Source organism: Fulvimonas soli (assembly GCF_003148905.1).
Classification (GTDB): Bacteria; Pseudomonadota; Gammaproteobacteria; order Xanthomonadales; family Rhodanobacteraceae; genus Fulvimonas; species Fulvimonas soli.
In genome coordinates, this window is sequence record NZ_QGHC01000009.1 from 41,112 (window position 1) to 63,174 (window position 22,063).

23 protein-coding genes and 1 pseudogene are annotated in these 22,063 nt (G+C 73.8%); 17 read left to right on the plus strand and 7 right to left on the minus strand.

The features are described from left to right. The first annotated feature begins 2 nt into the window (after positions 1-2). The 6 genes from gltX to C7456_RS12645 all read left to right on the plus strand — a co-directional run bounded on the left by gltX (position 3) and on the right by C7456_RS12645 (position 4,284). Positions 3-1,403: a glutamate--tRNA ligase gene (gene gltX, locus C7456_RS12620; protein WP_109724126.1), complete on the plus strand. Its 1,401-nt coding sequence runs from the start codon at positions 3-5 to the stop codon at positions 1,401-1,403. 21 nt (positions 1,404-1,424) lie between these two features. Further along, on the plus strand, positions 1,425-1,721 hold the full coding sequence (locus C7456_RS12625; RefSeq protein WP_109724127.1) for a hypothetical protein: 297 nt from the start codon (positions 1,425-1,427) through the stop codon (positions 1,719-1,721). Beyond that, entirely contained in the window at positions 1,718-2,224 is a 507-nt protein-coding gene (locus tag C7456_RS12630) for a transcriptional repressor (protein ID WP_109724128.1), read from the plus strand. Before C7456_RS12625 ends, C7456_RS12630 begins: the two co-directional genes overlap by 4 nt. A 395-nt stretch (positions 2,225-2,619) precedes the next feature. Next, positions 2,620-3,048 carry a MerC domain-containing protein gene (locus C7456_RS12635; RefSeq protein WP_109724129.1) on the plus strand — a complete coding sequence of 143 codons (429 nt, stop codon included), beginning with the start codon at positions 2,620-2,622 and terminating at the stop codon, positions 3,046-3,048. Between the two features lie 61 nt (positions 3,049-3,109). Then, positions 3,110-4,051, plus strand: coding sequence for a cation diffusion facilitator family transporter (locus C7456_RS12640; RefSeq protein WP_109724130.1), 942 nt, complete (start codon positions 3,110-3,112; stop codon positions 4,049-4,051). A gap of 71 nt (positions 4,052-4,122) precedes the next feature. Further along, positions 4,123-4,284 carry a 30S ribosomal protein THX gene (locus C7456_RS12645; protein ID WP_109724132.1) on the plus strand — a complete coding sequence of 54 codons (162 nt, stop codon included), beginning with the start codon at positions 4,123-4,125 and terminating at the stop codon, positions 4,282-4,284. A 283-nt stretch (positions 4,285-4,567) separates the two neighbouring features. Here C7456_RS12645 and hutI read toward each other — a convergent pair whose 3' ends face one another. Genes hutI through C7456_RS12660 form a run of 3 tightly spaced genes read right to left on the minus strand, consistent with a single transcriptional unit; the run spans position 4,568 to position 8,828 of the window. After that, a complete protein-coding gene (gene hutI / locus C7456_RS12650; RefSeq protein ID WP_109724134.1) occupies positions 4,568-5,791 on the minus strand; it encodes an imidazolonepropionase in 1,224 nt (407 codons plus the stop codon). Continuing rightward, a complete protein-coding gene (locus tag C7456_RS12655) occupies positions 5,788-7,257 on the minus strand; it encodes a chloride channel protein (protein WP_109724135.1) in 1,470 nt (489 codons plus the stop codon). The genes hutI and C7456_RS12655 overlap by 4 nt, the downstream gene beginning before the upstream one ends. Then, positions 7,254-8,828 (minus strand): carbon-nitrogen hydrolase family protein, encoded by a 1,575-nt coding sequence (locus C7456_RS12660; RefSeq protein WP_109724136.1) that lies wholly within the window; start codon positions 8,826-8,828, stop codon positions 7,254-7,256. Before C7456_RS12660 ends, C7456_RS12655 begins: the two co-directional genes overlap by 4 nt. Positions 8,829-9,023: 195 nt before the next feature. Here C7456_RS12660 and C7456_RS12665 point away from each other — a divergent pair, with 195 nt between their 5' ends. The 4 genes and pseudogenes from C7456_RS12665 (at position 9,024) to C7456_RS17210 (ending at position 11,335) form a co-directional block, all read left to right on the plus strand. Next, entirely contained in the window at positions 9,024-10,397 is a 1,374-nt protein-coding gene (locus tag C7456_RS12665) for a formimidoylglutamate deiminase (protein ID WP_109724137.1), read from the plus strand. A gap of 248 nt (positions 10,398-10,645) precedes the next feature. Then, positions 10,646-10,810, plus strand: a pseudogene (locus tag C7456_RS17535) (DoxX family membrane protein); the annotation flags it as partial. 79 nt (positions 10,811-10,889) lie between these two features. Next, on the plus strand, positions 10,890-11,057 hold the full coding sequence (locus C7456_RS17540) for a hypothetical protein (protein ID WP_245889866.1): 168 nt from the start codon (positions 10,890-10,892) through the stop codon (positions 11,055-11,057). 110 nt (positions 11,058-11,167) lie between these two features. Further along, the gene (locus tag C7456_RS17210; protein WP_170120218.1) at positions 11,168-11,335 is read left to right on the plus strand and encodes a YXWGXW repeat-containing protein; all 168 of its coding nucleotides are present in this window, start codon (positions 11,168-11,170) and stop codon (positions 11,333-11,335) included. Positions 11,336-11,338: 3 nt separating this feature from the next. Here C7456_RS17210 and C7456_RS12675 read toward each other — a convergent pair whose 3' ends face one another. Next, entirely contained in the window at positions 11,339-12,253 is a 915-nt protein-coding gene (locus C7456_RS12675) for a LysR family transcriptional regulator (RefSeq protein WP_109724138.1), read from the minus strand. A gap of 247 nt (positions 12,254-12,500) precedes the next feature. Between C7456_RS12675 and C7456_RS12680 the strand changes: the two genes are divergently transcribed. Together C7456_RS12680 and C7456_RS12685 are read left to right on the plus strand one after the other, a co-directional pair. Continuing rightward, positions 12,501-13,619: an aldo/keto reductase gene (locus C7456_RS12680; protein ID WP_109724140.1), complete on the plus strand. Its 1,119-nt coding sequence runs from the start codon at positions 12,501-12,503 to the stop codon at positions 13,617-13,619. A 69-nt stretch (positions 13,620-13,688) separates the two neighbouring features. Then, on the plus strand, positions 13,689-14,528 hold the full coding sequence (locus C7456_RS12685) for an alpha/beta fold hydrolase (protein WP_109724142.1): 840 nt from the start codon (positions 13,689-13,691) through the stop codon (positions 14,526-14,528). Here the strand turns inward: C7456_RS12685 and C7456_RS12690 are convergent. Continuing rightward, positions 14,502-15,122: a hypothetical protein gene (locus C7456_RS12690; RefSeq protein ID WP_109724143.1), complete on the minus strand. Its 621-nt coding sequence runs from the start codon at positions 15,120-15,122 to the stop codon at positions 14,502-14,504. The two genes, C7456_RS12685 and C7456_RS12690, sit on opposite strands and share 27 nt — an antisense overlap. A 135-nt stretch (positions 15,123-15,257) precedes the next feature. On the opposite strand from C7456_RS12690, the gene C7456_RS12695 reads away from it, so the two are divergent. The 4 genes from C7456_RS12695 to C7456_RS12710 all read left to right on the plus strand — a co-directional run bounded on the left by C7456_RS12695 (position 15,258) and on the right by C7456_RS12710 (position 18,993). Then, complete coding sequence (locus C7456_RS12695) at positions 15,258-16,244, plus strand: multidrug resistance efflux transporter family protein (RefSeq protein WP_109724144.1); 987 nt, start codon at positions 15,258-15,260, stop codon at positions 16,242-16,244. 286 nt (positions 16,245-16,530) lie between these two features. Then, a complete protein-coding gene (locus C7456_RS12700) occupies positions 16,531-17,073 on the plus strand; it encodes a flavin reductase family protein (RefSeq protein WP_109724145.1) in 543 nt (180 codons plus the stop codon). Between the two features lie 268 nt (positions 17,074-17,341). Beyond that, entirely contained in the window at positions 17,342-18,610 is a 1,269-nt protein-coding gene (locus tag C7456_RS12705; protein WP_109724146.1) for an MFS transporter, read from the plus strand. Further along, a complete protein-coding gene (locus C7456_RS12710) occupies positions 18,610-18,993 on the plus strand; it encodes a VOC family protein (RefSeq protein WP_109724239.1) in 384 nt (127 codons plus the stop codon). Before C7456_RS12705 ends, C7456_RS12710 begins: the two co-directional genes overlap by 1 nt. 268 nt (positions 18,994-19,261) lie before the next feature. On the opposite strand, the gene C7456_RS12715 is transcribed toward C7456_RS12710, so the two are convergent. Further along, a complete protein-coding gene (locus C7456_RS12715) occupies positions 19,262-20,179 on the minus strand; it encodes a LysR substrate-binding domain-containing protein (RefSeq protein WP_109724147.1) in 918 nt (305 codons plus the stop codon). A 123-nt stretch (positions 20,180-20,302) separates the two neighbouring features. Continuing rightward, positions 20,303-21,568 (minus strand): alkaline phosphatase family protein, encoded by a 1,266-nt coding sequence (locus C7456_RS12720; RefSeq protein WP_109724148.1) that lies wholly within the window; start codon positions 21,566-21,568, stop codon positions 20,303-20,305. A 50-nt stretch (positions 21,569-21,618) separates the two neighbouring features. On the opposite strand from C7456_RS12720, the gene C7456_RS12725 reads away from it, so the two are divergent. Beyond that, entirely contained in the window at positions 21,619-22,044 is a 426-nt protein-coding gene (locus C7456_RS12725) for a hypothetical protein (RefSeq protein WP_139942887.1), read from the plus strand. The last annotated feature ends 19 nt before the right edge of the window (positions 22,045-22,063 follow it).

Consider the following 22,063-nt stretch of genomic DNA (forward strand, 5'->3'; position numbering starts at 1 on the left):
CGATGACCGTACGCACCCGCTTCGCCCCCAGCCCCACCGGCTTCCTGCACATCGGTGGCGCGCGCACCGCGCTGTACTGCTGGCTGGAGGCGCGCCGCCGCGGCGGCCAGTTCGTGCTGCGCATCGAGGACACCGACCGCGAGCGGTCCACCGACGAGGCGGTCCAGGCCATCCTCGACGCGATGCACTGGCTCGGGCTGGACGCCGACGAGGGCCCGATCTACCAGACCCGGCGCCTGCAGCGCTACCGGCAGGTGGCCGAGGACCTGGTGAAGGCGGGCAAGGCCTACTACGCCTACGAGACCAAGGAGGAGGTCGAGGCGATGCGCGAGGCCGCGATGGCGAGGGGCGAGAAGCCCCGCTACAACGGCTGGTACCGCGACCGCAACGAGCCCTACCGCGACGATCCGAACCGGGTGATCCGCTTCAAGAATCCGCTGCAGGGCTCGGTGGTGTTCCAGGACAAGGTGAAGGGTCGCGTGGAATGGTCCAACGCCGAGCTGGACGACCTGGTGATCTTCCGCTCCGACGGCTGGCCCACCTACAACTTCGCGGTGGTGGTGGACGACATCGACATGGGCATCACCGAGGTGATCCGCGGCGACGACCACGTCAACAACACGCCGCGCCAGATCAACATCTACCACGCGCTCGGCGCGAAGGTGCCGGAGTTCGCGCACCTGCCGATGATCCTGGACAAGGAGGGCAGGAAGCTCTCCAAGCGCACCAACTCGGTGAGCGTGATGGAGTACCGCGAGGCCGGCTACCTGCCGCACGCGATCCTCAACTACCTGGTGCGGCTGGGCTGGTCGCACGGCGACCAGGAGATCTTCTCGCGCGAGGAGATGATCCGCCTGTTCGACGTCGCCGACGTCAACAAGGCCGCCTCGCGCTTCGACACCGAGAAGCTCAACTGGCTCAACCAGCACTACCTGAAGGCCGACGACCCGGAGGCGCTGGCGCCGGAGTTCGCGTGGCACCTGGCGCGCGCCGGCATCGACGCCTCGAAGGGGCCGAGGCCCGCCGACGTGATCGTGGCGCTGCGCGACCGCGTGCACACGCTCAAGGAGATGGCCGAGCGCGCGAAGGTCTGGTACGCCCCCATCGCCGAGTGGGACGACAAGGCGGTGGCCAGGCACCTCCAGAACGACAGCGCGCCGGCCGTGCTGGGCGAGGCGAAGGCGCTGCTGGCCGGCTGCGCGTGGACGCCGGAGGCGATCCAGCAGGCGGTGGAGCAGGTCGCCGCGAAGCTGGACCTGGGCATGGGCAGGATCGCCCAGCCGCTGCGCGTGGCGATGACCGGCACCCAGGTGTCGCCCTCGATCGACCACACCATCTACCTGGCCGGGCGCGACGAGGCGCTGCGGCGCATCGACGAGGCGCTCGCCCGCGCGCAGGGCTGAGCGCCGGCAGGCGCCGCCGGGATGGACGAACTGCTCGCCAAGGCCATGCAGGGCGTCGATCCCGACGCGCCGGGCGCGTTCTGGCAGGTGTTCCTCAACCTGATGCGGCTGGTGCCGTGGGCGGCACTGTTCTGGTGGAGCCTGCTGTTCGTCGCGGTGGGCGCGCTGCTCGGCTGGTGGCGCGGGCGGCTGGCCGAAGGCGTGGCCTGGGCGGTGGTGCTGGGGCCGATCGGCTGGATCGTGGTGCTGGCGCGCCCGCGCGTCGCGCGGCCGCCACCGCTGCCGCCGCGGGCGGGCCGCCACGGCGGGGGTGTATGATGGCGGCCGAGGTGAATCCGTTGACCGCACCGTCGTCCGCCAAGCCGCATTTCCACCACCACCACGATGACCCGCAGGGCTTCATCGCGGCGGTCGAGCACGCCAGCGAGGAGCGCGGCCTGCGCCTGACGCCGCTGCGCAAGGAAGTGCTGGAACTGGTCGCCGCCGCCGGCCGGCCGGTGAAGGCCTACGACCTGCTCGACCAGCTGCGCGACCGCCACGGCAGCGCGGCGCCGCCCACGGTGTACCGCGCGCTCGACTTCCTGCTCGAGCACGGCTTCATCCACAAGCTCGAATCCATCAACGCCTACGTCTCCTGCCACCATCCGGCCGAGGCGCACCAGGTGCCGTTCCTGATCTGCGACAGCTGCTCCAGCGCGCAGGAGGTCTGCGACGAGCGCGTCGCGCAGCTGATCGAGGCCCAGGCCAAGGCGTTCGGCTTCCGCCCGCAGGCGCAGACGCTGGAAGTGCACGGCATCTGCAAGCAGTGCCGCAAGGCGTGACGCCGTAGCGCGGGATCGCGGCCGGAGGCCGCTCCCCAAGGCTTGCGGAAACCCTGTGGCAGCGGCCTCCGGCCGCGACAAGGCTTCTCCGGCCCAGCCTTGCCGAGACTGCAACATCGCCCGCCACGAATCGAAGGTGCGGGGCGCGCCACTCCAGTGGCGCGCCCCGCGTTCCGGTGGTTGGCGGGGAGGAAGCATGCCGCACCGGAAACCGTGCGCCCGGGACCGCGGACCGATCCGGGCAGGGCGCTCCGCGCCCGTCCCTTGGACTGAACGGCCATTCCCATGCCGCGTTGACGGGGGCGGCCCCTTGCCATGGGATGGCATCGCCATTATGTTATAATGTATCAAAGCGACGGGGCGCAAGCGCCGCCGCAGAAACCCAAGGCACACCGATGGCCGACGGACCCACCGACAACCCGCGCAGCTGGGGCATCGCCGACCGCATCGGCGCGACGGCCTCGTTCCTGTGCGCGATCCACTGCGCGGCGCTGCCGTTCGTGCTCGCGCTGCTGCCGCTGGTGGGGCTGGAGTTCCTGGCCGACCACCGCTTCGAGCGCGGCTTCGTGGTGTTCGCCTGCGCGCTCGCGCTGCTCAGCCTGGGCAACGGCTACCGCCGCCACCACCGGCCGCTGGCGCTGATGCTGGCGCTGCCGGGGCTGGCGCTGCTGCTGCTCGGCGTCACCGTGGCGGAGGACTACTCGATCGGCCTGCACAGCGTGCTGGTGACCTGCGGCGGCCTGCTGGTGGCCGGCGCGCACTTCGTCAACCTGCGCACCGACCGCGCCCATGCCCATGTCCACGGCCCGCACTGCGCGCATTGACGCCGCGCGCGGAGGCGGCCGTGATTGTGTAACGGCTTGCGCGCTGCCTAGCATCCGGGCGATGGCCGGGCATCACCACCACCACGACGGGCACGCGCATGCGCACGCGGCGGCCGGCAGCCGCGGCAAGCTGCTGTGGGCGCTGCTGCTGACCACCGCGATGATGGGCGTGGAGGTGGCCGGCAGCCTGTGGTCGGGCTCGCTGGCGCTGCTGGCCGACGCCGGCCACATGCTGGTCGACACGCTGGCGCTGCTGCTGGCGGTGATCGGCGCCTGGCTCGCCACCAAGCCGGCCGACGCGCGGCGCAGCTACGGCTACGGCCGGCTGGAGGTGCTGGCCGGCTTCGTCAACGCGCTCACCCAGTTCGTGCTGGTCGGCTTCATCGCCTGGGAGGCGGTGCAGCGGCTGCTGCACCTGGAGCAGGTGCGCATCCTGTCCGAGGTGATGCTGGCGGTCGCGGTGGCGGGCCTGCTGGTCAACCTGCTGGTGCTGCGCGTGCTGCACGGCCACGACCACGACGACGTCAACGTCGGCGCCGCCACGCTGCACGTGCTGGGCGACCTGCTCGGCTCGGTGGCCGCGGTGCTGGCGGCGCTGGCGATCCGCTGGCTCGGCTGGACCTGGGCCGACCCGGCGCTGTCGCTGCTGGTCTCGCTGCTGATCCTGGCCAGTGCGTGGCGGCTGCTGCGGCGCTCCTCGCACATCCTGCTGGAAGGCGTGCCCGAGGGCCTGGACACCGCCGAGCTGGAAGCGGCGCTGCGCCGCGCGGACGCCTCCATCCGCGACATCCACCACCTGCACGTGTGGCAGCTCGCCTCGGGCGCGCGCATGGCCACCCTGCACGCGCGGCTGCACGACGACCGCGCCGCCGCCACGGCGCTGGCGGCGATCCACGGCATGCTGCGCGAGCGCTTCGGCATCCTCCACGCCACGGTGCAGATCGACCCGGTCGCCTGCCCGGACGAGGCCGCGCACGACTGCGCCGGGCACGCGCACCGCTGACTCTTGCGCTTTGGCGCTTCGCTGCTACGATGACAGGCCGTTCAACGCATTGTGAATCAAGGAGTTCCCCCATGGGTAAGGGCGATCGCAAGACCCGTCGCGGCAAGACCTACCGCGGCAGCTACGGCAACACCCGCGCGCACGCCGCGCAGCCCGCCGTGGCCGGCGGCAAGCCCACCGTGACCAAGCCGGCCGCCGCCAAGAAGGCCGCGCCGAAGAAGAAGTCGGCCTGAGCCGGCCTCGGCTTCACCGGAAAAACCCCGCTTCGGCGGGGTTTTTTGTTTTCCGGGGCGTGCGGCGCCGGCCCGCCGTGCCCCACCCGGATGGCAGCGCAGCGAGTCATCCAGCCGGGTGCTTCATGCGATGCACGCAAAACCTGCTGCGGAGTGCTGCGCACGACACCATTTCACTGGATTCCGGCTTTCGCCGGAATGACGGTGGACGTGGGGCGAGGACGGGGCGGCGGTGCCCGGCGTTCGGGATCGTCCCGGCAGCGCTGGCGCCTGCCGGAACGACCTAGCCGACCGGCTTGCCGGCGACGTAGCTGCGACGCAGCAGGCCGCCGCCGATCCAGTAGCACAGCTCGGCCGGATGCCGCGCGTTCCACACCGCGAGGTCGGCGCGCCGGCCCGCGGCGAGCGTGCCGCGGTCGTCCAGCCCCAGCGCCCTGGCGGCGTTGGCGGTGACGCCGCGCAGCGCCTCCTCGGGCGTCAGCCGGAACAGCGTGCAGGCCATGTTGGCGGCCAGCCGCAGCGAGAGCAGCGGCGAGGTGCCGGGATTGCAGTCGGTGGCGACGGCGATGGGCACGCCGTGCGCGCGCAGCGCGTCCACCGGCGGCAACCGGGTCTCGCGCAGGGCGTAGAACGCGCCGGGCAGCAGCACGGCCACGGTGCCGGCGCGCGCCATCGCGGCGGCGCCGGGCTCGCTCAGGTGTTCGAGGTGGTCGGCGGAGAGCCCGCCGAACTCGGCCACCAGCGCGGCGCCGTCCAGGTCGGAGAGCTGCTCGGCGTGCAGCTTCACCGGCAGGCCCAGCCCGCGCGCGCGCTCGAACAGCCGCCGCGTCTCGGCGCGGGTGAAGCCGATGCCTTCGCAGAAGGCGTCCACCGCGTCCACCAGCCCCTCGGCGGCGAGCGCGGGCAGCATCCCGTCGCAGACCAGGGTCACGTAGTCGTCGCGGCGGTCCCTGTATTCCGGCGGCAGCGCGTGCAGGCCGAGGAAGCTGGTGCGCACCTCGAGGCCGAGCTCCGCGCCGAGCCGCCGCGCCACGCGCAGCATGCGCCGCTCGGTTTCCGGCTCCAGGCCGTAGCCGGACTTGATCTCCAGCGTGGCCACGCCGTCGGCGCGCAGCGCGCGGGCGCGCGGCAGCGCCTGCGCGAACAGCGCCTCCTCGTCGGCTTCGCGGGTGGCGCGCACGGTGGAGACGATGCCGCCGCCGGCGCGCGCGATTTCCTCGTAGCCGGCGCCGTTGAGGCGCAGCTCGAACTCGTGCGCGCGGTCGCCGCCGAACACCAGGTGGGTGTGGCAGTCGACCAGGGCGGGCGTGAGCAGCGCGCCGTCCAGCCGCTCGACCCGCGCCGCGAGCTCCGTCGGCGCGCCGGGCAGCGCGTCGGCGGCGCCGGTCCAGGCGATGCGCCCGTCCTTCACGGCGAGCGCGCCGCGCTCGACCAGCCCGTAGGGCCGCGGGCCCTCGAAGGTGGCGAGGGCGGCGTCGAGCAGCAGCAGGTCCCAGGGCGGCGTCATCGCGGCGGCTCCGGCGCGCCGTCCACGCGCGGCGTGGCGGGGTCCTCCACCATCGGCGCGGGCGCTTCCTGCGCGTGCTCGCGCGCCTCGCGCAGCGCCAGCTCGTGGCGGTAGCCCTCGACCAGGCGGTCGGCCAGCGCGTGGTACACCGGCTTGCGGCAGAGCAGGGTGGACACCGCGCGCGCCAGCAGGCAGGTGGCCATGATCGGCAGCACCATCTGCTGGTTGGCGGTCAGCTCCATCGAGATCACGGTGGCGGTGAGCGGCGCCTGCGTCACGCCGGAGAGGTAGGCCGCCATCGCCAGCAGCACCACCGCGGAATGGTCGGTGCCCGGCAGCAGCGCGCCGATGTTGGCGCCCAGCCCCGCGCCCACCGCCAGCGCGGGCGAGAAGATGCCGCCGGGGATGCCGGCCCAGTAGGAGGCGATGTTGCCGAGGAACTTCAGCGCGCCGAAGGCCTGCACCGTGTCGCTGTGGCCGGCCAGGATCTCCTTCGCCTGCTCGTAGCCGGTGCCGTAGAGCCCGGTGCGGGTGAGCTGGCTGAGCAGCACCAGCGCCAGCCCGCAGGCGGCGGCGAACAGCACCGGCTGGCGCGCGCGCAGGCGGCCGACCACGCCGCGCAGGCCGCGGTCGTGCGGCAGGATCAGCCGCGCGAACAGCCCGCCGGCCAGCCCGCAGACGATGCCGGTGGCGAGCACCGCCAGCCATGCCCGCCCGAGCGGCAGCGAGATGTCGAAGCGGCCGAAGTAGGCGTAGTTGCCCAGGATGCCCAGCGAGACCACGCCGGCGATGATCACCGCGGTGAGCAGGATGCCGCTCATGCGGTGCTCGAAGGCGCCGCTCATCTCCTCGATGGCGAACACCACGCCGGCCAGCGGCGTGTTGAACGCCGCCGCCAGGCCCGCCGCCGCGCCGGCCAGGATGAAGCGCCCGGCGGCCACCGTGTCGGCGAAGCCGAAGCGCCGGCCCAGCGTGTAGAGCAGCCCGGCGCCCACGTGCACGGTGGGGCCCTCGCGGCCCACCGAGGCGCCGCCGAGCAGCGCGGCGAGGGTCAGCGCCATCTTGCCGACCGCCACGCGCAGCGACAGCAGGCTGCGGCGGAAGCCCTCGTCCTCCACCTCCAGCGCCGCCATCGCCTGCGGGATGCCCGAGCCGCGGGTGGCCTTGAGCGCGCCCTGGGTCAGCCAGCTGAGCAGGGCGAAGGCCGCCGGCGTGACCAGGAACGGCCAGTAGCGGTTGTGCCGGACCACCGACTGGAACACGCCGAACAGCCAGTCGGCCGCGGTCGCCATGCCGATCGCGGCCAGGCCCACCACCACCGCGCCGGACCAGAACAGCACGCGCCGGCGCCACTGCACCGGCGAGAACAGCCCCGACTCGCCCAGCCGCTGCAGCTGGCGCAGGTAGCCGCTGGCGGGCGGCGGCCCGCGCCGCGCGTCGTCGTCCTTGCCGCCGGGCGCGCTCATGCGCCGTTCCCCGGCTTGTTGGTCCAGCGCGTCTGGTAGAGGTCGAAGCGGCGGTCCTTGAGGTTGGTCACCGCGCCGGAGTTGCGCGCGCGCGCCAGGCTGACCAGGCTGAGGTCGGCGAACAGCACCGTCTCGCTGTTGGGCGTGGAGTCGGCGGCGATGCCGTCGCGCGCGAACGGGAAGTCGCTGGGGGTGAGGATGCAGCTCTGCCCGTACTGGATGTCGAAGTTGTTGACGCCGGGCAGGTTGCCCACGTTGCCGGACAGCACCACGTAGCACTGGTTCTCGATCGCGCGCGCCTGCGAGCAGTAGCGCACGCGCAGGTAGCCCTCGCGCACGTCGGTGCAGAACGGCACGAACAGGATCAGCGCGCCCTGGTCGGCGAGGTGGCGCGCCACCTCGGGGAACTCCGAGTCGTAGCAGATCATCACGCCGACCGGGCCGCAGTCGGTCTGGACGGTGGCCGCGCCGTCGCCGCCGGTGACGTTCCACACCGTGCGCTCGCTGGGCGTGGGGTGCAGCTTCTCGCGCTCGTGGATCGAGCCGTCGCGCAGGCACACGTAGCAGACGTTGTGGATGTCGCCGTTGGGCTGCGCGGTGGGGTGCGAGCCGCCGACGATGTTGATGTTGTAGCGCACCGCCAGGTCGCCGAACAGCGCCTTCACCTGCGGCGTGTACTGGCTGAGCTTGCGGATCGCCTCGACCGGCGACAGCTCCTCGTTCTCGATCGAGAGCAGCTGCAGGGTGATCAGCTCGGGGAAGGTCACGAAGTCGGCGTTGTAGTCGGCCGCGATGTCGACGAAGTACTCCACCTGCGTGGCGAACTCCTCGAACGAGCGGATGCGCCGCTGCTGGTACTGCACGGAAGCCACCCGCACCGACTCGGGCAGGCGCTGCGGCGAGGGGATCGAGGGGATGTCCGGCTGGTCGATCCGCTGCGGGTTGCGCCACACCAGGTGCGCGGCGTAGCCCAGCGACTCGTGGTCGGACGGCACGTAGGCGCGCAGCACGCCGACCACCTCGAAGCCGTTGGCGAGCTGGAAGCTCAGCGTGGGATCGCGCCGCCGGCCTTCCACCACCGCCTGCACGTAGGCCTCGGCGCTGCCGTAGCGCGCGGCGTGCCGCGCCAGCCCGGGGATGCGGCCGCCGAACACGATGCCGCGCAGCTTGAGGTCGGTGCACAGCCGCTTGCGCGCCTGGTACAGGCGCTGGCCGATGCGCAGCCCGCGGTAGTCCGGGTGCACCACCACCTCCATGCCGTACAGCCAGTCGCCGTCCGCCCTGTGGCGCGAGGCCATGCCGCCGCCGGTGATCTGCGCCCAGGTGTGCGGCGCCAGCGCGGCGGCCTCGTCGATGCGGAAGGTGGCGCAGTAGCCGACCACCTGGCCCTCGTACTCGGCGACGAACTGGCCTTCGGGGAAATGCGTCTGCTGGGAGCGCAGCATCTCCGCCGAATGGCCCCACTCGGGCGTGTACACGCGCGCGGTCAGCGCGACCAGCGCGGGGATGTCCTCCGGCCGCGCCGGGCGCACCTGCAGCTTCGGGGCTTGCTCGGGAGTCTTCTTCGCCATCGGCGCATTATGCCGCAGCGCGCATCGCGCCCGACCGACGCCGTGGCGCGGGATCGCGGCCTCCGGCCGCGAAAGGTTTCTCCAGCCATTCCCCGACTTCCGCCTGTCCGGCAGTCCTCGCCGACAACGGTGCGGGGCACGCCACTCCAGCGGCGGGCAATTACACTGGCGCCTTTCGCCAGTCCGGACCGACGCATGAGCGAGACGACGCCGAACGCAGCAACCTACGTGGCCGACCATGCGTGGCGCGACGGCCGCTGGCAGGCGGACGCCCGCCTCGCCGTCGATGCGCGCGGCCGTCTCGCGGCGGACGGCGGCGAACCGGCCGAGCGCCTCGGCGCCTGGGTGCTGCCCGGCATGCCGAACCTGCACTCGCACGCCTTCCAGCGTGCGATGGCCGGGCTGGCCGAGCGCCGCGGCAAGAGCGGCGACAGCTTCTGGACCTGGCGCGAGACCATGTACGGCTTCGCCGCCGCGATCGGCCCGGAGGAACTGCAGGCGATCGCCGCGCAGCTCTACGTGGAGATGCTCAAGGCCGGCTACACGCAGGTGTGCGAGTTCCACTACCTGCACCACCAGCCGGACGGCGCGCCCTACGCGCAGCCCGAGGCGATGTCGCTGGCGCTGGTCGAGGCCGCGCGCGAGGCCGGCATCGCGCTGACCCTGCTGCCGGTGCTGTACATGACCGGCGGCTTCGACGGCCGCCCGCTCGCTGCGCGCCAGCGCCGCTTCGGCCACGACGTCTCCGGCTACCTGCGGCTGCTGGAGGCACTGAAGGCGCACGAGGGCGACGACCTGCGCGTGGGCATCGCGCTGCACTCGCTGCGCGCGGTGCCGGAGGAGGCGATGCGCGCGGTGCTGGCCGCCGGCGCGGCGCGCGACCTGCCGGTGCACATCCACATCGCCGAGCAGATCGGCGAGGTGCAGGACTGCCTGGCGGTACGCGGCGCGCGGCCGGTGGAATGGCTGCTCGACCACGCCGAGGTGGACGCGCGCTGGACGCTGGTGCACGCCACCCACCTCACCGGCCACGAGACCGCGCGGCTGGCGCGCAGCGGCGCGGTGGCGGGCCTGTGCCCGACCACCGAGGCCAACCTCGGCGACGGCCTGTTCCCGCTGGCCGACTACCTCGATGCGGGCGGCGCGCTCGGCATCGGCTCGGACTCGCACATCTCCGTCTCGCCGGTGGAGGAGCTGCGCTGGCTGGAATACGGCCAGCGGCTCGCCACGCGCCACCGCAACATCGCCGCGCGCGCGGCGGGCGACAGCGTGGGCGCCACGCTGTGGCGCGCCGCCCTGCGCGGCGGCGCGCAGGCGGCGGGCCTGCCGCTGGGCGAGCTGCGCGCGGGGATGCGCGCCGACCTGCTGGTGCTGGACGAGCGCGCGCCGCTGCTCGCCGCGCGCGACGAGACCTCGCTGCTGGACAGCTTCGTGTTCGCCGGCAACGCGCCGCTGGTGCGCGACGTGATGTGCGGCGGCCGCTGGCAGGTGCGCGACTTCCGTCACCGCGACGAGGAGCGCATCGCGGCGCGCTACCGCCGCACGGTGGAGCGGCTGGCCGGGGGCTGAGCCGCCGCGGGCCGGGAAGCGGCCGGCAGCGTGCGCGCCGACGTCCCGCGTCGATGTTCGTGCGTCCGCGCGGTTGCCGCGGCCGACGAACAGGACCGGCAAGGAGCGTGCGGAAAGCCGCGCGCCGCGCCGGGCCTTTCCGCCCGCCGCGCGAGCGCCTCGCCCGTTCCGAGGCAGCCGGACCCTGCGCGGGCCTAGAATGCCCCGGCGGCGGGCGCGGGCCCGCGCACCGTCGGGGGAGGGGTTCCATGCAGGCGTGCAACGATCTGGGCAAGCTGGTGCTGCGCGTGGCGCTGGGCGCGCTGATCCTGTTCCATGGCGTCTCCAAGCTGATCCACGGGCCGGGCTTCGTGGTGCAGCAGCTGGCCCGGGCCGGCCTGCCCACCGCGCTGGCCTACGGCGCCTACGTCGGCGAGGTGGCCGCGCCGCTGCTGGTCATGCTCGGCCTCTGGACCCGGCCGGCGGCCGGCGGCGCTGGTCATCGCGGTCAACATGCTGGTGGCGATCGCGCTGGTGCACCTGGGACAGTTCTTCACGCTGGCCGACACCGGCGGCTGGGCGCTGGAGCTGCAGGGCATGTACCTGGGCGCCGCGCTGGCCGTCGCGCTGCTGGGCGCCGGCCGTTTCAGCGCAGGCGGCAGCGGCGGGCGCTGGAACTGAACCGTTCCCCCGGCGCGGACTGAACGGGGGCCATCGGGGATGGGCGCGGCGGTCGTCGCCCGCCGCGCTGCGGCGTTCCGGGGAGCACGTTCCCCAAGCAGGAGTGTCCCATGCGCCGCATCGCCTCCGTCCTGTTGCTTTCCACCTTGCTGCTGGGCACCGGCCTGTCGCTGACCGGCTGCGTGGTGGTGCCGCCGCGCGAGCATGCGCGGGTCTGGGTGCCCGGCCACTGGGCCGGCCCGCACACCTGGGTGGATGGCCACTGGCGCTACCGCTGAGCCTCAGCCCGGCTGGCGCAGCCGCTCGCGCAGGAAGTCGACGAACACGCGCAGCTTCGGCGGCACCTGGAAGCGGCTGGGGTAGTACAGGTAGAAGCCGTCGAACGGCGGCAGCCAGTCGTCCAGCACGCTTTCCAGCCGGCCGTCGGCCAGCGCCTCGCGCGCGAACGGCTCCAGCACGTTGGCCAGGCCGATGCCGTCGAGCGCGGCGCGCAGCGCCAGCGGAAGGTTGTTGACGGTGAGCCGGCCGTTCACCGCGATCTCGAACCAGCGGCCCCTGCGGGGGCCGCTCCTGTGCGCGAACTCCCAGCGGTACAGCGCGCCGCTGCTGACGTGGCGGAAGTTCACGCAGTCGTGGCGCTGCAGGTCCTCCGGCCGTGCGGGCCGGCCGTGCCGCGCGAGGTAGGCGGGCGAGCCCACCACCAGCGTGCGCATCGGGCCGCCCACCGGCACCGCCACCATGTCGCGCTGCAGGCGCTCGCCCAGGCGGATGCCGGCGTCGAAACCCCCGGCGACCAGGTCGGTCAGCCCGTTGTCGACGTGGATGTCCAGCCGCACGTCGGGCCAGCGCGCCATGAACTCGCCGAGCAGCGGGTCCAGCAGCGAGGTGGCCACCACGTCCGGCACGGTCAGCCGCAGCAGGCCGGCGGGGCGGTCGCCGTGCTGGCGCAGGGCGTCCAGCGCCGCGTCCAGCTCGTTGAGCGCGGGCGCGATCCGCTGCAGCAGCTCGCGGCCGGCCTCGGTGAGGCCGACCCGCCGCGTGGTGCGGTGGAGCAGGCGCGTGCCGGTGTCCTGCTCCAGCCGGCGCAGGGTCTGGCTCAGCGCCGAGGCGGTGACGTCCAGCGCCGCCGCGGCGCGGGTGAAGCTGCCGTGCTCGGCGATGGCGCGGAAGGTGCGCAGGGCGTAGTCGTCGCGCATGGGGGGCTCCGGAAGGTGCGGCGGCAACGGGCCTCCAGGTCCGCGTCTTCCGGAGGCCGCGGTGGAGGCCCGCTGCCGCGGGGCGTGGCGCCGCGCCGCGGGCTGGTTCGCGGATCCTCCGGCAGGGGCGCGGCGGGGCCTGGATTGATTATTCGAGCTTAAAGACGCTTCAAGATGCTGGCGGTTTTTCGCGGCAATGGCAAGGCGCAGACTGGCCCCGTCTTCACCACACCGAGGGAGTACCGCCATGCCGCTCGACCAGTACTACACCCTGGGCCGCTCCGGCCTTCGCGTCAGCCGCCTCGCGCTCGGCACCATGACCTTCGGCGAGGACTGGGGCTGGGGCGCGGCGGAGGACACCGCCCGCGCGATGTTCGACCGCTACCTCGAGGCCGGCGGCAACTTCATCGACACCGCCGACCTGTACACCGAAGGCAGCAGCGAGCGCCTGCTGGGCAGGTTCATCGAGCAGAGCGGCACGCGCGACCGCGTGGTGCTCGCCACCAAGTTCACCTACAACGCGCAGCCCGGCGACCCCAACGCCGGCGGCAACGGCCGCAAGAACATCATGCGCGCGGTGGAGGGCTCGCTGCGCCGCCTGCGCACCGACTACATCGACCTGTACCTGCTGCACACCTGGGACCGCCTCACCCCGGCGGAGGAAGTGGTGCGCACGCTGGACGACCTGGTGCGCGCGGGCAAGATCCGCTACGCCGGCCTGTCCGACGTGCCGGCCTGGTACGCCGCGCGGGCGCAGACCTTCGCCGAGGCGCACGCGCTGTCGCCGCTGGTCGGCCTGCAGCTGGAATACTCGCTGGCCGAGCGCAACATCGAGCACGAGTTCGTGCCGCTGGCGCTCGAGCTGGGCATGGGCATCACCGCGTGGAGCCCGCTGGCGATGGGCCTGCTCTCCGGCAAGTACCGGCCGAGCGAGGGCGGCGGCACGGGCGAGGGGCGGCTGGCCAAGATCGGCGACCTGCCGGGCTTCCGCCGCTTCACCGAGCGCAACTGGGGCATCGTCGCCGCGCTGGAGGAGGTGGCCGGGGCGATCGGCCGGCCGATGGCGCAGGTGGCGCTGAACTGGGTCGCCACGCGGCCGGCCGTGGGCTCGGTGATCGTCGGCGCGACCAAGCTGGCGCAGCTCGACGACAATCTCGCCGCGCTGTCCTTCGAGATTCCCGCCGAGCTGCGCGCGAAGCTCGACGCCGCCAGCGCACCGGAGACGCCGTTCCCGTACTGGTTCTTCGGCGACGCGCAGCAGACGCGCATCCATGGCGGCGCGGCGGTGGGCAGCAAGCCGGCGGGCTACGCGCCGCCGGTGTGGGTGGGCCGCGTCGAGGCGCGCGCCTTCAAGGCCGACCGCTGAGTCTCTCCCGCCGGTGCGGCCTGGCCGCGCCGGCGGGAGTTCCCCGCTTTTCCTTTCGAGGAACCGGACATGACCGCCATCACGCAACGCCACGTCGAGGTCGAGGGAGCGTGCCTGTACGTCGAGCAGGCCGGGCAGGGCGAGCCGATCGCCATGCTGCACGGCTTCCTGGTCGACAGTGGCCAGTGGGACGCCGAGTTCGCCGCGCTGGCGCGCAGCCATCGCGTGCTGCGCTACGACGCGCGCGGCTTCGGCCGCTCCGGCATCGCGCCGGGGCCATACGCGCACCACGAGGACCTCGCCGCGGTGCTGGACGCCTGCGGCGTCGGGCGCACGGCGCTGCTCGCCTGCTCGGGCGGCGCGGCGACCGCGCTGGACTTCGCGCTGGCGCATCCGCGGCGGGTGAGCGCGCTGGTCCTCGTCGGCGCGGGCTACTGGGGCCGCTTCGCCAGCGCCACGCCGGCGGCGCGCGCCTTCCTGCAGGCGCTCGGCGCCTTCGACGTCGCCGGCCTAGTCGACAGCTCGCTGCGCGCCTTCACCGACGGGCCGCGCCGCGCGCCGGATCAGGTCGATCCCGGCGTGCGCCGCCGCGTCGAGGCGATGACGGAGCGGCTGTTCCGCCGCGAGGCGAGCTACTGGACGCGCGCCGCGCAGGACCAGCGCGTGCCGCAGCCTTCCGCGCTGGAGCGGCTCGACGGGATCGCCGCGCCCACGCTGCTGCTGGTGGGCGGCGAGGACCAGCCCGAGGTGCTGGCCCTGTCCGAGGCGCTGGCCGCCGGCATCCGCGGCGCGCGGCTGCAGGTGGTGCCCGGCGCCGGCCATCACGCCAACCTGGAGGCGCCCGGCCCGGTGCTGGACGCGATCCGCGGCTGGCTGGCGCGCTCAGCGCGTGAAGCGGAAACCACCTAGCCAGCCGCGCATGCGCTGCAGCGCCTGGCGCCGGTCGAACGGCGGCGTGGCGGGCGGCTCGTAGACCTGCGGGTCGGTGCCGGCGATCCACAGGTCGATCGCGTAGCAGCGGCCGGCGTGCACGGCGCGGTACGCCTCCACGTCGAGGTAGTGGCTCATCGCCGCGTCGGCGGCGTGGAAGCGCACGAAATCGCCGTCGCCGACGCGCACATGGCCGGTTTCGCCGCCGGCCCCGGCCGGCGGCGCGGTGCACCGCGCCACTTCGGACGGCTGCGCGCTGGCGCCGATGCGCAGCTCGGCCGCGGTGATCCCGTTGGAGCCCGGCACGACCAGCGCGAGCAGCGCCTCGCCCCGGCTGCCGGGCGCGGCGTAGCTCTTCCAGCCGGCGTCGTCGAAGTAGCCGCGGCGGAAGTCGTGGCGGACCTCGGCGTCGGCGGGCAGCGCGATGCGGAAGCCGTGGCGCTCGTCGACGTAGGCCGCCGCCTCGCGGTGCGCGGCGGCGCCCGGCGGGGCGGCGGGAGCATCGCCGGCGCGGCGGCCGCAGCCGGCCAGGGCCAGGGCGAGCAGGACGGACAGCGGGCGCCGGGTGCGCATGGGGACTCCTCTCGATGCACGGCGGCAACGTCGTCCATCCTGCCACGGCCGCGCGGAAGCGGACGCGCACGCGCGGGCTGCGCAAGCGCCGCGGGATTTGCCACACTGCGCGTTCCGTTCCGGCCGCTTCCCCGCATGCGTTCCAGTCCGCTCTCCGCCGTGGGGCTCGCGCTCTGCTCGGCGCTGTTCTTCACGCTCACCTACGTGCTCAACCGCGGCCTGGTCGCCGGCGGCGGGCACTGGGCGTGGGCGGTGATCCTGCGCTACCTGTTCACCCTGCCGCTGCTGGCCGTGGTGCTGCCGCTGCAGGGCGGCCTGGGCGAGCTGCCGCGCGAGCTGCGCCGGCATCCGCGCGCGTGGCTCGCATGGAGCGCCGTGGGCTTCGTGCTGTTCGGCGTGCCGCTGACCTGGGCGGCCGGCAGCGGGCCGTCGTGGCTGGTGGCCGGCAGCTTCCAGACCACCGTGCTGGCCGGGCCGCTGCTGGCGCCGCTGATCTACCGCGACGCGCGCGCCCGGCTGGCCTGGCCCACGCTGGCGATCGGCGCGCTGATCGTGGCCGGCGTGTTCGCGCTGCAGTGGGGCCACGCGCAGGGCCACTTGCGCGCGGGCGACTGGCTGGCGGTCGGCGCGGTGGTGCTGGCCGCGTTCGCCTATCCGCTCGGCAACCGCAAGCTGCTGCTGCACCTGGAGGGTTGCGGCTGCCGCCTCAACGCGACGCAGCGGGTGTTCGGCATGACGCTGTGCAGCTGGGCGCTGTGGCTGCCGCTGGCCGTCGCGGCGTGGTTCGCGGTGGGGCCGCCCGGCTGGCGCGAGGCGCTGCTGGCCGGCGGCGTGGCGCTGTCCTCGGGCACCATCGCCACAGTGCTGTTCTTCCGCGCCACCGACAGGGTGCGCGCGCAGCCCACCGCGCTGGCCGCGGTGGAGGCGATGCAGGCGGCCGAGCTGCTGTTCGCCACGCTGCTCGGCGCGCTGTTCCTCGGCGAGCCCTGGCCGCACGGCTTCGCCGCGCTGGGCGCGCTGGCCATCGTGGCGGGCATCGCGCTGTTCGGCTGGGTGAGCGGGCGCGAGGCGGCCGGGCACGAGGAGTCGGTGCGCGCGCTGCGCGGCGATCGCGGCGCCTGAGGCGCCCGGCGGCGGCGGCGCGCGGGTCGTCGAATCCGCGCCATGCGATTCGCTGCCGCGGTGGCGGCGCCTTGCCTTGCGGTCGATGCCGAAGGCGCGATGACACGCCGTGTGCCGCCGCAGCGGATGCGCCACGGGGGCAATGCCCGTCGTCGGCGGTACATTAGGGCCGTGCTGCAACAGCCGGGCCCGCGCCGCCGCACCGGGCGGCGGGCCTGCTTCCATGGCACGGCCGGGCCTGCCCGGCGTCGCCATGGCGGTCCACGCCTCCGCGACGAGCCTTCCCATGAAACCATTGAAGCTGAGCAAGGCCTTCACCCTGATGGAACCCGGCCCGGTCGTCCTGGTGACGACCCGCGACGGCGGCAAGCCCAACATCATGACGATCTCCTGGACGATGGTGCTGGATTTCACGCCGCGCTTCGCCCTCGTCACGGGAGCGTGGAACTACTCCTTCAAGGCGCTCAGGAAGACCCGGGAGTGCGTGATCGCCATTCCCACCGTCGACCTGCTGGACAAGGTGGTCGGCATCGGCACCTGCTCCGGGGCGGACACGGACAAGTTCGCCCGCTTCAGGCTCACTCCCGTGGCCGGGAAGGCGGTCGGCGCGCCGCTGATCGGGGAGTGCCTGGGCAACATCGAGTGCAAGGTCGTGGACCTGATCGGCAGGCACGGCATCGTCGTGCTGGAGGCCGTGGCCGCCTGGCTCGACAGGGATCGGCGGGAGAAGCGCATGCTGCACGCCGTGGGCGACGGCACGTTCGTCGCCGACGGCCGGCGGCTGGACCGCCGGGTACAGATGGCGTCGAAGCTGGCGCCGGGCGTCTAGTCCACGCCGGTGCGAACCGGTGCCGGTCCTCCTGCGCGGACAGCTCGTGTCCCTGTGCCTGGGCCATCTCGAGCGCGAGGCGCGGCCGCGCACTCCGCCCGGGTGTCCCGCGCGAAGCCGGGACGGCCGCGCAGGCGAGGGCCGGCGTCGCGGCCGGGCGCGCGGATGAATTGATACGCCGCGCATATCGAAGCGGAGCCTCCGCATTATCGATCGTCTCGATGCGCGGGCCTATGCTTGGCGCCATCGCAACTGGCCGGGCAGTCCTATGGACGGTTCCCAACCCATCCGGGCCGCGGCGGCGCGCGAGGGCATCCGCCACGGCACGCCCGCGTTCCGCCGCACCAACCTGGCGATGTTCGCCGCCGGGCTGGCCACCTTCGGCCTGCTGTACTGCGTGCAGCCGCTGATGCCCGAGTTCAGCCGCGAGTACGGCGTGAGCGCGGCGCAGAGCGCGCTGTCGCTGTCGCTGACCACCGGCGTGCTGGCGGTGGCGATGCTGTTCGCCGGCGGCGTCTCCGACGCGCTGGGGCGCAAGCCGGTGATGGTGGCCTCGCTGCTGGCCTCCGCGCTGCTGGTGCTGCTCAGCGCGCTGGCGCCGGGCTGGCTCGCGCTGCTGGCGCTGCGCACGCTGCTCGGCCTGGCGCTGAGCGGGCTGCCGGCGGTGGCGATGACCTACCTCGGCGAGGAGATGCACGCCGAGTCGATCGGCCTGGGCATGGGCCTGTACATCAGCGGCAGCGCGATCGGCGGCATGGGCGGCCGGCTGGTGTCCGGCGTGCTGGCGGACGGGTTCGGCTGGCGCGTCGGCATCGCCGCGGTCGGGGCGATCGGCCTCGCCGCCGCGCTGGTGTTCTGGCGCGCGCTGCCGCCGTCGCGGCGCTTCGCGCCGCAGCCGCTGCGCCCGCGCGCGCTGGCCGCGCGCTTCGCCGGCCTGTTCCGCGACGCCGCGCTGCCGTGGCTGTTCGCCGAGGGCTTCCTGCTGCTGGGCGCCTTCGTCGCCGTCTACAACTACCTCGGCTACCGCCTGCTGGCGCCGCCGTACGAGCTGAGCCAGGCGGCGGTGGGGCTGATCTTCGCGGTGTACCTGGTCGGCACCTTCAGCTCCGCGTGGATGGGGCACCTGGCCGGCCGGCTGGGCCGGCGCAGGGTGCTGTGGACCGCGTTCGCGCTGATGCTGGCCGGCGTCGCGCTCACCGCGCTGCGGCCGCTGCCGCTGGTGGCGCTGGGCGTGGTGGCGGTGACCTTCGGCTTCTTCGGCGGGCACTCCATCGTCAGCAGCTGGGTCGGCCGCCGCGCCGGCGCGGCCAGGGCGCAGGCCTCGTCGCTGTACCTGTTCGCCTACTACATGGGCTCCAGCGTGGCCGGCGCCGGCGGCGGGCTGTTCTATGCCGCGTGGGGCTGGGGCGGCGTGGCCGCCTTCGTCGGCGCGCTGGTGCTGGCCGGGCTGCTGGTCGCCTGGCGGCTGTACCGCGTCCCGCCGCTGGCCGGCGTGACGACGCCGCCGGCGCCGATGAGCAAGGGAGCGATGCCGTGATCGAGGTGCAGTCCATCGACCACCTGGTGCTCACCGTCGCCGACGTGGAGGCCACCTGCGCGTTCTACGGGCGCGTGCTGGGCATGCGCGCGGTGAGCTTCGGCGAGGGCCGCCGCGCGCTCGCCTTCGGCCGGCAGAAGATCAACCTGCATCCGCACGGGCGCGAGTTCGAGCCCAAGGCGAAGCGGCCCGTGCCCGGCTCGGCGGACCTGTGCCTGGTCACGGCCACGCCGGCGGCGGAGATCCTCGCCCACCTGGCCGCCTGCGGCGTGGCGGTGGAGGAAGGGCCGGTGCGCCGTACCGGCGCCCGCGGGCCGATCGAGTCGGTGTACCTGCGCGATCCGGACGGGAACCTGGTGGAGCTGGGGCGGTACCTGGGCTGAGCGCGGTCCGGCCTGCCCGCTGCAGGCTTCCGCATGGGCGGCCATGCCGAAGGGGCCTGGCCGGTGTCGCAGGGATCGGGGCGCGGTGACGGCACCGGATTCCCGCTTGCGCGGGAATGACGCCTTGGCGAGTGATGGGTGATAAAAGCCCGGCCGCCAAGAACCTCGTCGTCATTCCCGCGCAGGCGGGAACCCATGGTCCGCTGTTCGGCGGCCCCGCACGGTCGAGAAGCCCGTGCCTTCCACGCCGCCGGCCAAGTCCGATGGCTTAGCCGGCGCCCTCGTCCCGCGCGGCCGCCAGCAGCAGCCGCACGAAGCGCGCCACCAGCGGCGAGCGCTCGTCGCGCCGGTGCACCACGTGGATTTCCGACATGGACGCCGGGTCGGCCAGCGGCACGAAGCGCACGCCGGGCACGCGGATGCGCTCGCACGAGGCGGGCAGGATCGACACGCCCAGCCCGGCCGCCACCAGGCCGACGATGGTGGACGCCTCGCGCGCCTCCTGCGCCACGCGCGGCGCGAAGCCGGCGTGGCGGCACAGCGCGATCACGTGGTCGTGGATGCCGGCGCCGGCGGTGCGCGCGAACAGCACGAACGGCTCCTGCGCCAGCGCGCCGGTGCGCAGCCGGCGGCGCGCGCCCAGCTCCCGCAGCGCGGGATGGCCCTCGCGCAGCACCGCCACCAGCGGGTCGCGGAACAGCCGCCGCGAGGCCAGCGGCTCGGGCAGCGCGCGCCCGCGCAGGATGCCGACGTCCAGCCGCCGTTCGAGCAGCGCGTCGATCTGCTGCAGCGAGTTCAGCTCCTCCAGCTCCAGCTGCACGGCCGGCGCCTCGCGGCGGAAGGCGAGGATGGCGCGCGGGATGTGCCCGGACAGCGGCGTGGAGCGGGTGAAGCCGATGCGCAGCTCGCCGGTCTCGCCGCGCGCGGCGCGCTGCGCCAGGTCGACCGCGTGGTCGAGCCGGGCCAGGATCGCGCGGGCTTCCTCCAGGAACGCGCGGCCGGCCCCGGTCAGCGCCACGCGGCGGTTGCTGCGCACCAGCAGGCGCACGCCCAGCCGCTGCTCCAGCTGGCGGATCTGCTGGCTGAGCGGCGGCTGCGACATGCCCAGCCGCTCAGCCGCGCGACCGAAGTGCAGCTCGTCGGCGACGGCGATGAAGTAGCGCAGGTGGCGCAGCTCGATGGACATGGGGCGTACTTTCGCCGGTGGGGACGCGGCTCTCAAGGGCGCGGTGCCTTGCGGCGGGCATCGCGGCCGGGGGCCGCTCCCACAGGGTTGCCGCGACCTTGTGGGAGCGGCCTCCGGCCGCGATCAACGCGCCCCGGACTTCAGCATCGCCTCCGCCGCACCGAAGTCGCCGTCGTTGGCCGCCGCCGGCAGGCCGAGCAGATGGGTCATCAGCGGATACACGTCCACGTTGGGGAACACGGGCACCACCGCGCCCTCGCGGAAGGCCGGGCCGTGCGCCAGGAACAGCGCCCGCATGCGCGGGTCGGCGTTGTCGTAGCCGTGCTCGCCCAGGCTCAGCGACTCGTGCTTGCGCGCCTTCGCGGCCAGGAAGTCGGGCGTGGTGATGCGCCAGCCCACGTCGGCCAGGCACAGCAGCTGCGGCACGCGCGGGTTGCGGCCGTACTCGAGGCGCGCCGGCACGCGGGTCTTGTCCCAGCATTGCATGTGCCGCTGCGGCTGTTCCATGCGCCGCTCGATCGCGGCGAAGTCGTGGCCGGGCGCGGGGTTGAAGCCGGCCAGCACGCCGGTGCTCACCACCTGCACCTGGTCCAGCGGGATCAGCTTCTCGATCGCGATGCTGTGGTCCGCCGGCACCGCCGCCATGCCGTGGTCGGCCAGCACGATCAGGTTGATGCGGTCGAGCAGCCCGCGTGCGCGCAGGCCCTGCACCAGCTGCGCCATCGCCGCGTCCACCGTGCGCAGCGCGGCGTCCACCTGCGGCGCGTCGGGGCCGTAGGCGTGGCCGGCGTGGTCGACGTCGTCGAAGTACAGGGTGATGAAGCGCGGGCGCTCGGCCGGCGGCAGGTCCAGCCAGGCCAGCACCTGCGCCACGCGCTGCTGCGGGGGGATCTTGCCGTCGTACGGCCGCCAGTAGTCCGGGTGGCGGCCGTGGATGTCCGCCTCCGCGCCCGGCCAGAACATGGTGGCGGTGCGCAGCCCGTGCGCGTCGGCGGTCTCCCAGATCGGCGTGCCGCCGGCCCACCAGCGGCCGTCGCTCACCGCCTGGCGGTCGTCCAGCGAGAACCTGCCCAGCACCGGGTCGAGCATGGTGTTGTTGACGATGCCGTGGTGGTCCGGGCGCAGGCCGGTGACCAGAGTGTAGTGGTTGGGGAAGGTGAGCGAGGGGAACGAGGGCTGCATGCCCTCGGCGCGCACGCCGTCGGCGGCGAGCATGGCGAGCGTGGGAGTGAGGCCGCGCTGCAGGTAGTCCGCGCGGAAGGCGTCGATGGAGACCAGCAGCAGCGGCGCGGGACCGGCGGAAGCGGCGGGCGTAACGGCCGGGCGCGTCGCGCAGCCGGCGCCGAACGCGAGCGCGGCGCAGGCCAGCAGGCGAAACAGGATTTTCATGCACGTGCTCTTACGATGAATCACGAGCCATCCATCATCGCGCACTGTCCATGACCGTTACAGCCTCGCTCTCTCCACGCGCCCTCGTGCGGCCGGCCCTGCTCGCGCTGCTGGCCTGCGCGGCGGGCGGCGCGGGCGCGTGGCAGGCCAAGCCGTCGCGGCCCGCCGCCGTGACCATCGTGCCGCCGGCCTCGCCGACCACCTACCAGCAGACCTCGCGCCAGCAGCAGCTGCGCGACCAGATGCAGAAGAACCAGCTGGAGGAACAGCTGCGGCAGCAGCGCGCCGACACGGCCAAGCGCCCGAGCGCGAGCAACGCCGCGCAGCAGCGTCTGCTGGACCAGGCCGACCGGGCGCAGCGCGACCGCTACCGCGTCCGCCAGCAGGACGCGATGGACCGCTACCAGGACGCGGTGGCGCCACAGGTGGTGCCGCCGCCGGGCCGCCGGGCGGACTCCGGCCACGACGGCGGCTGACGTCCGTGCCAGCCGCGGC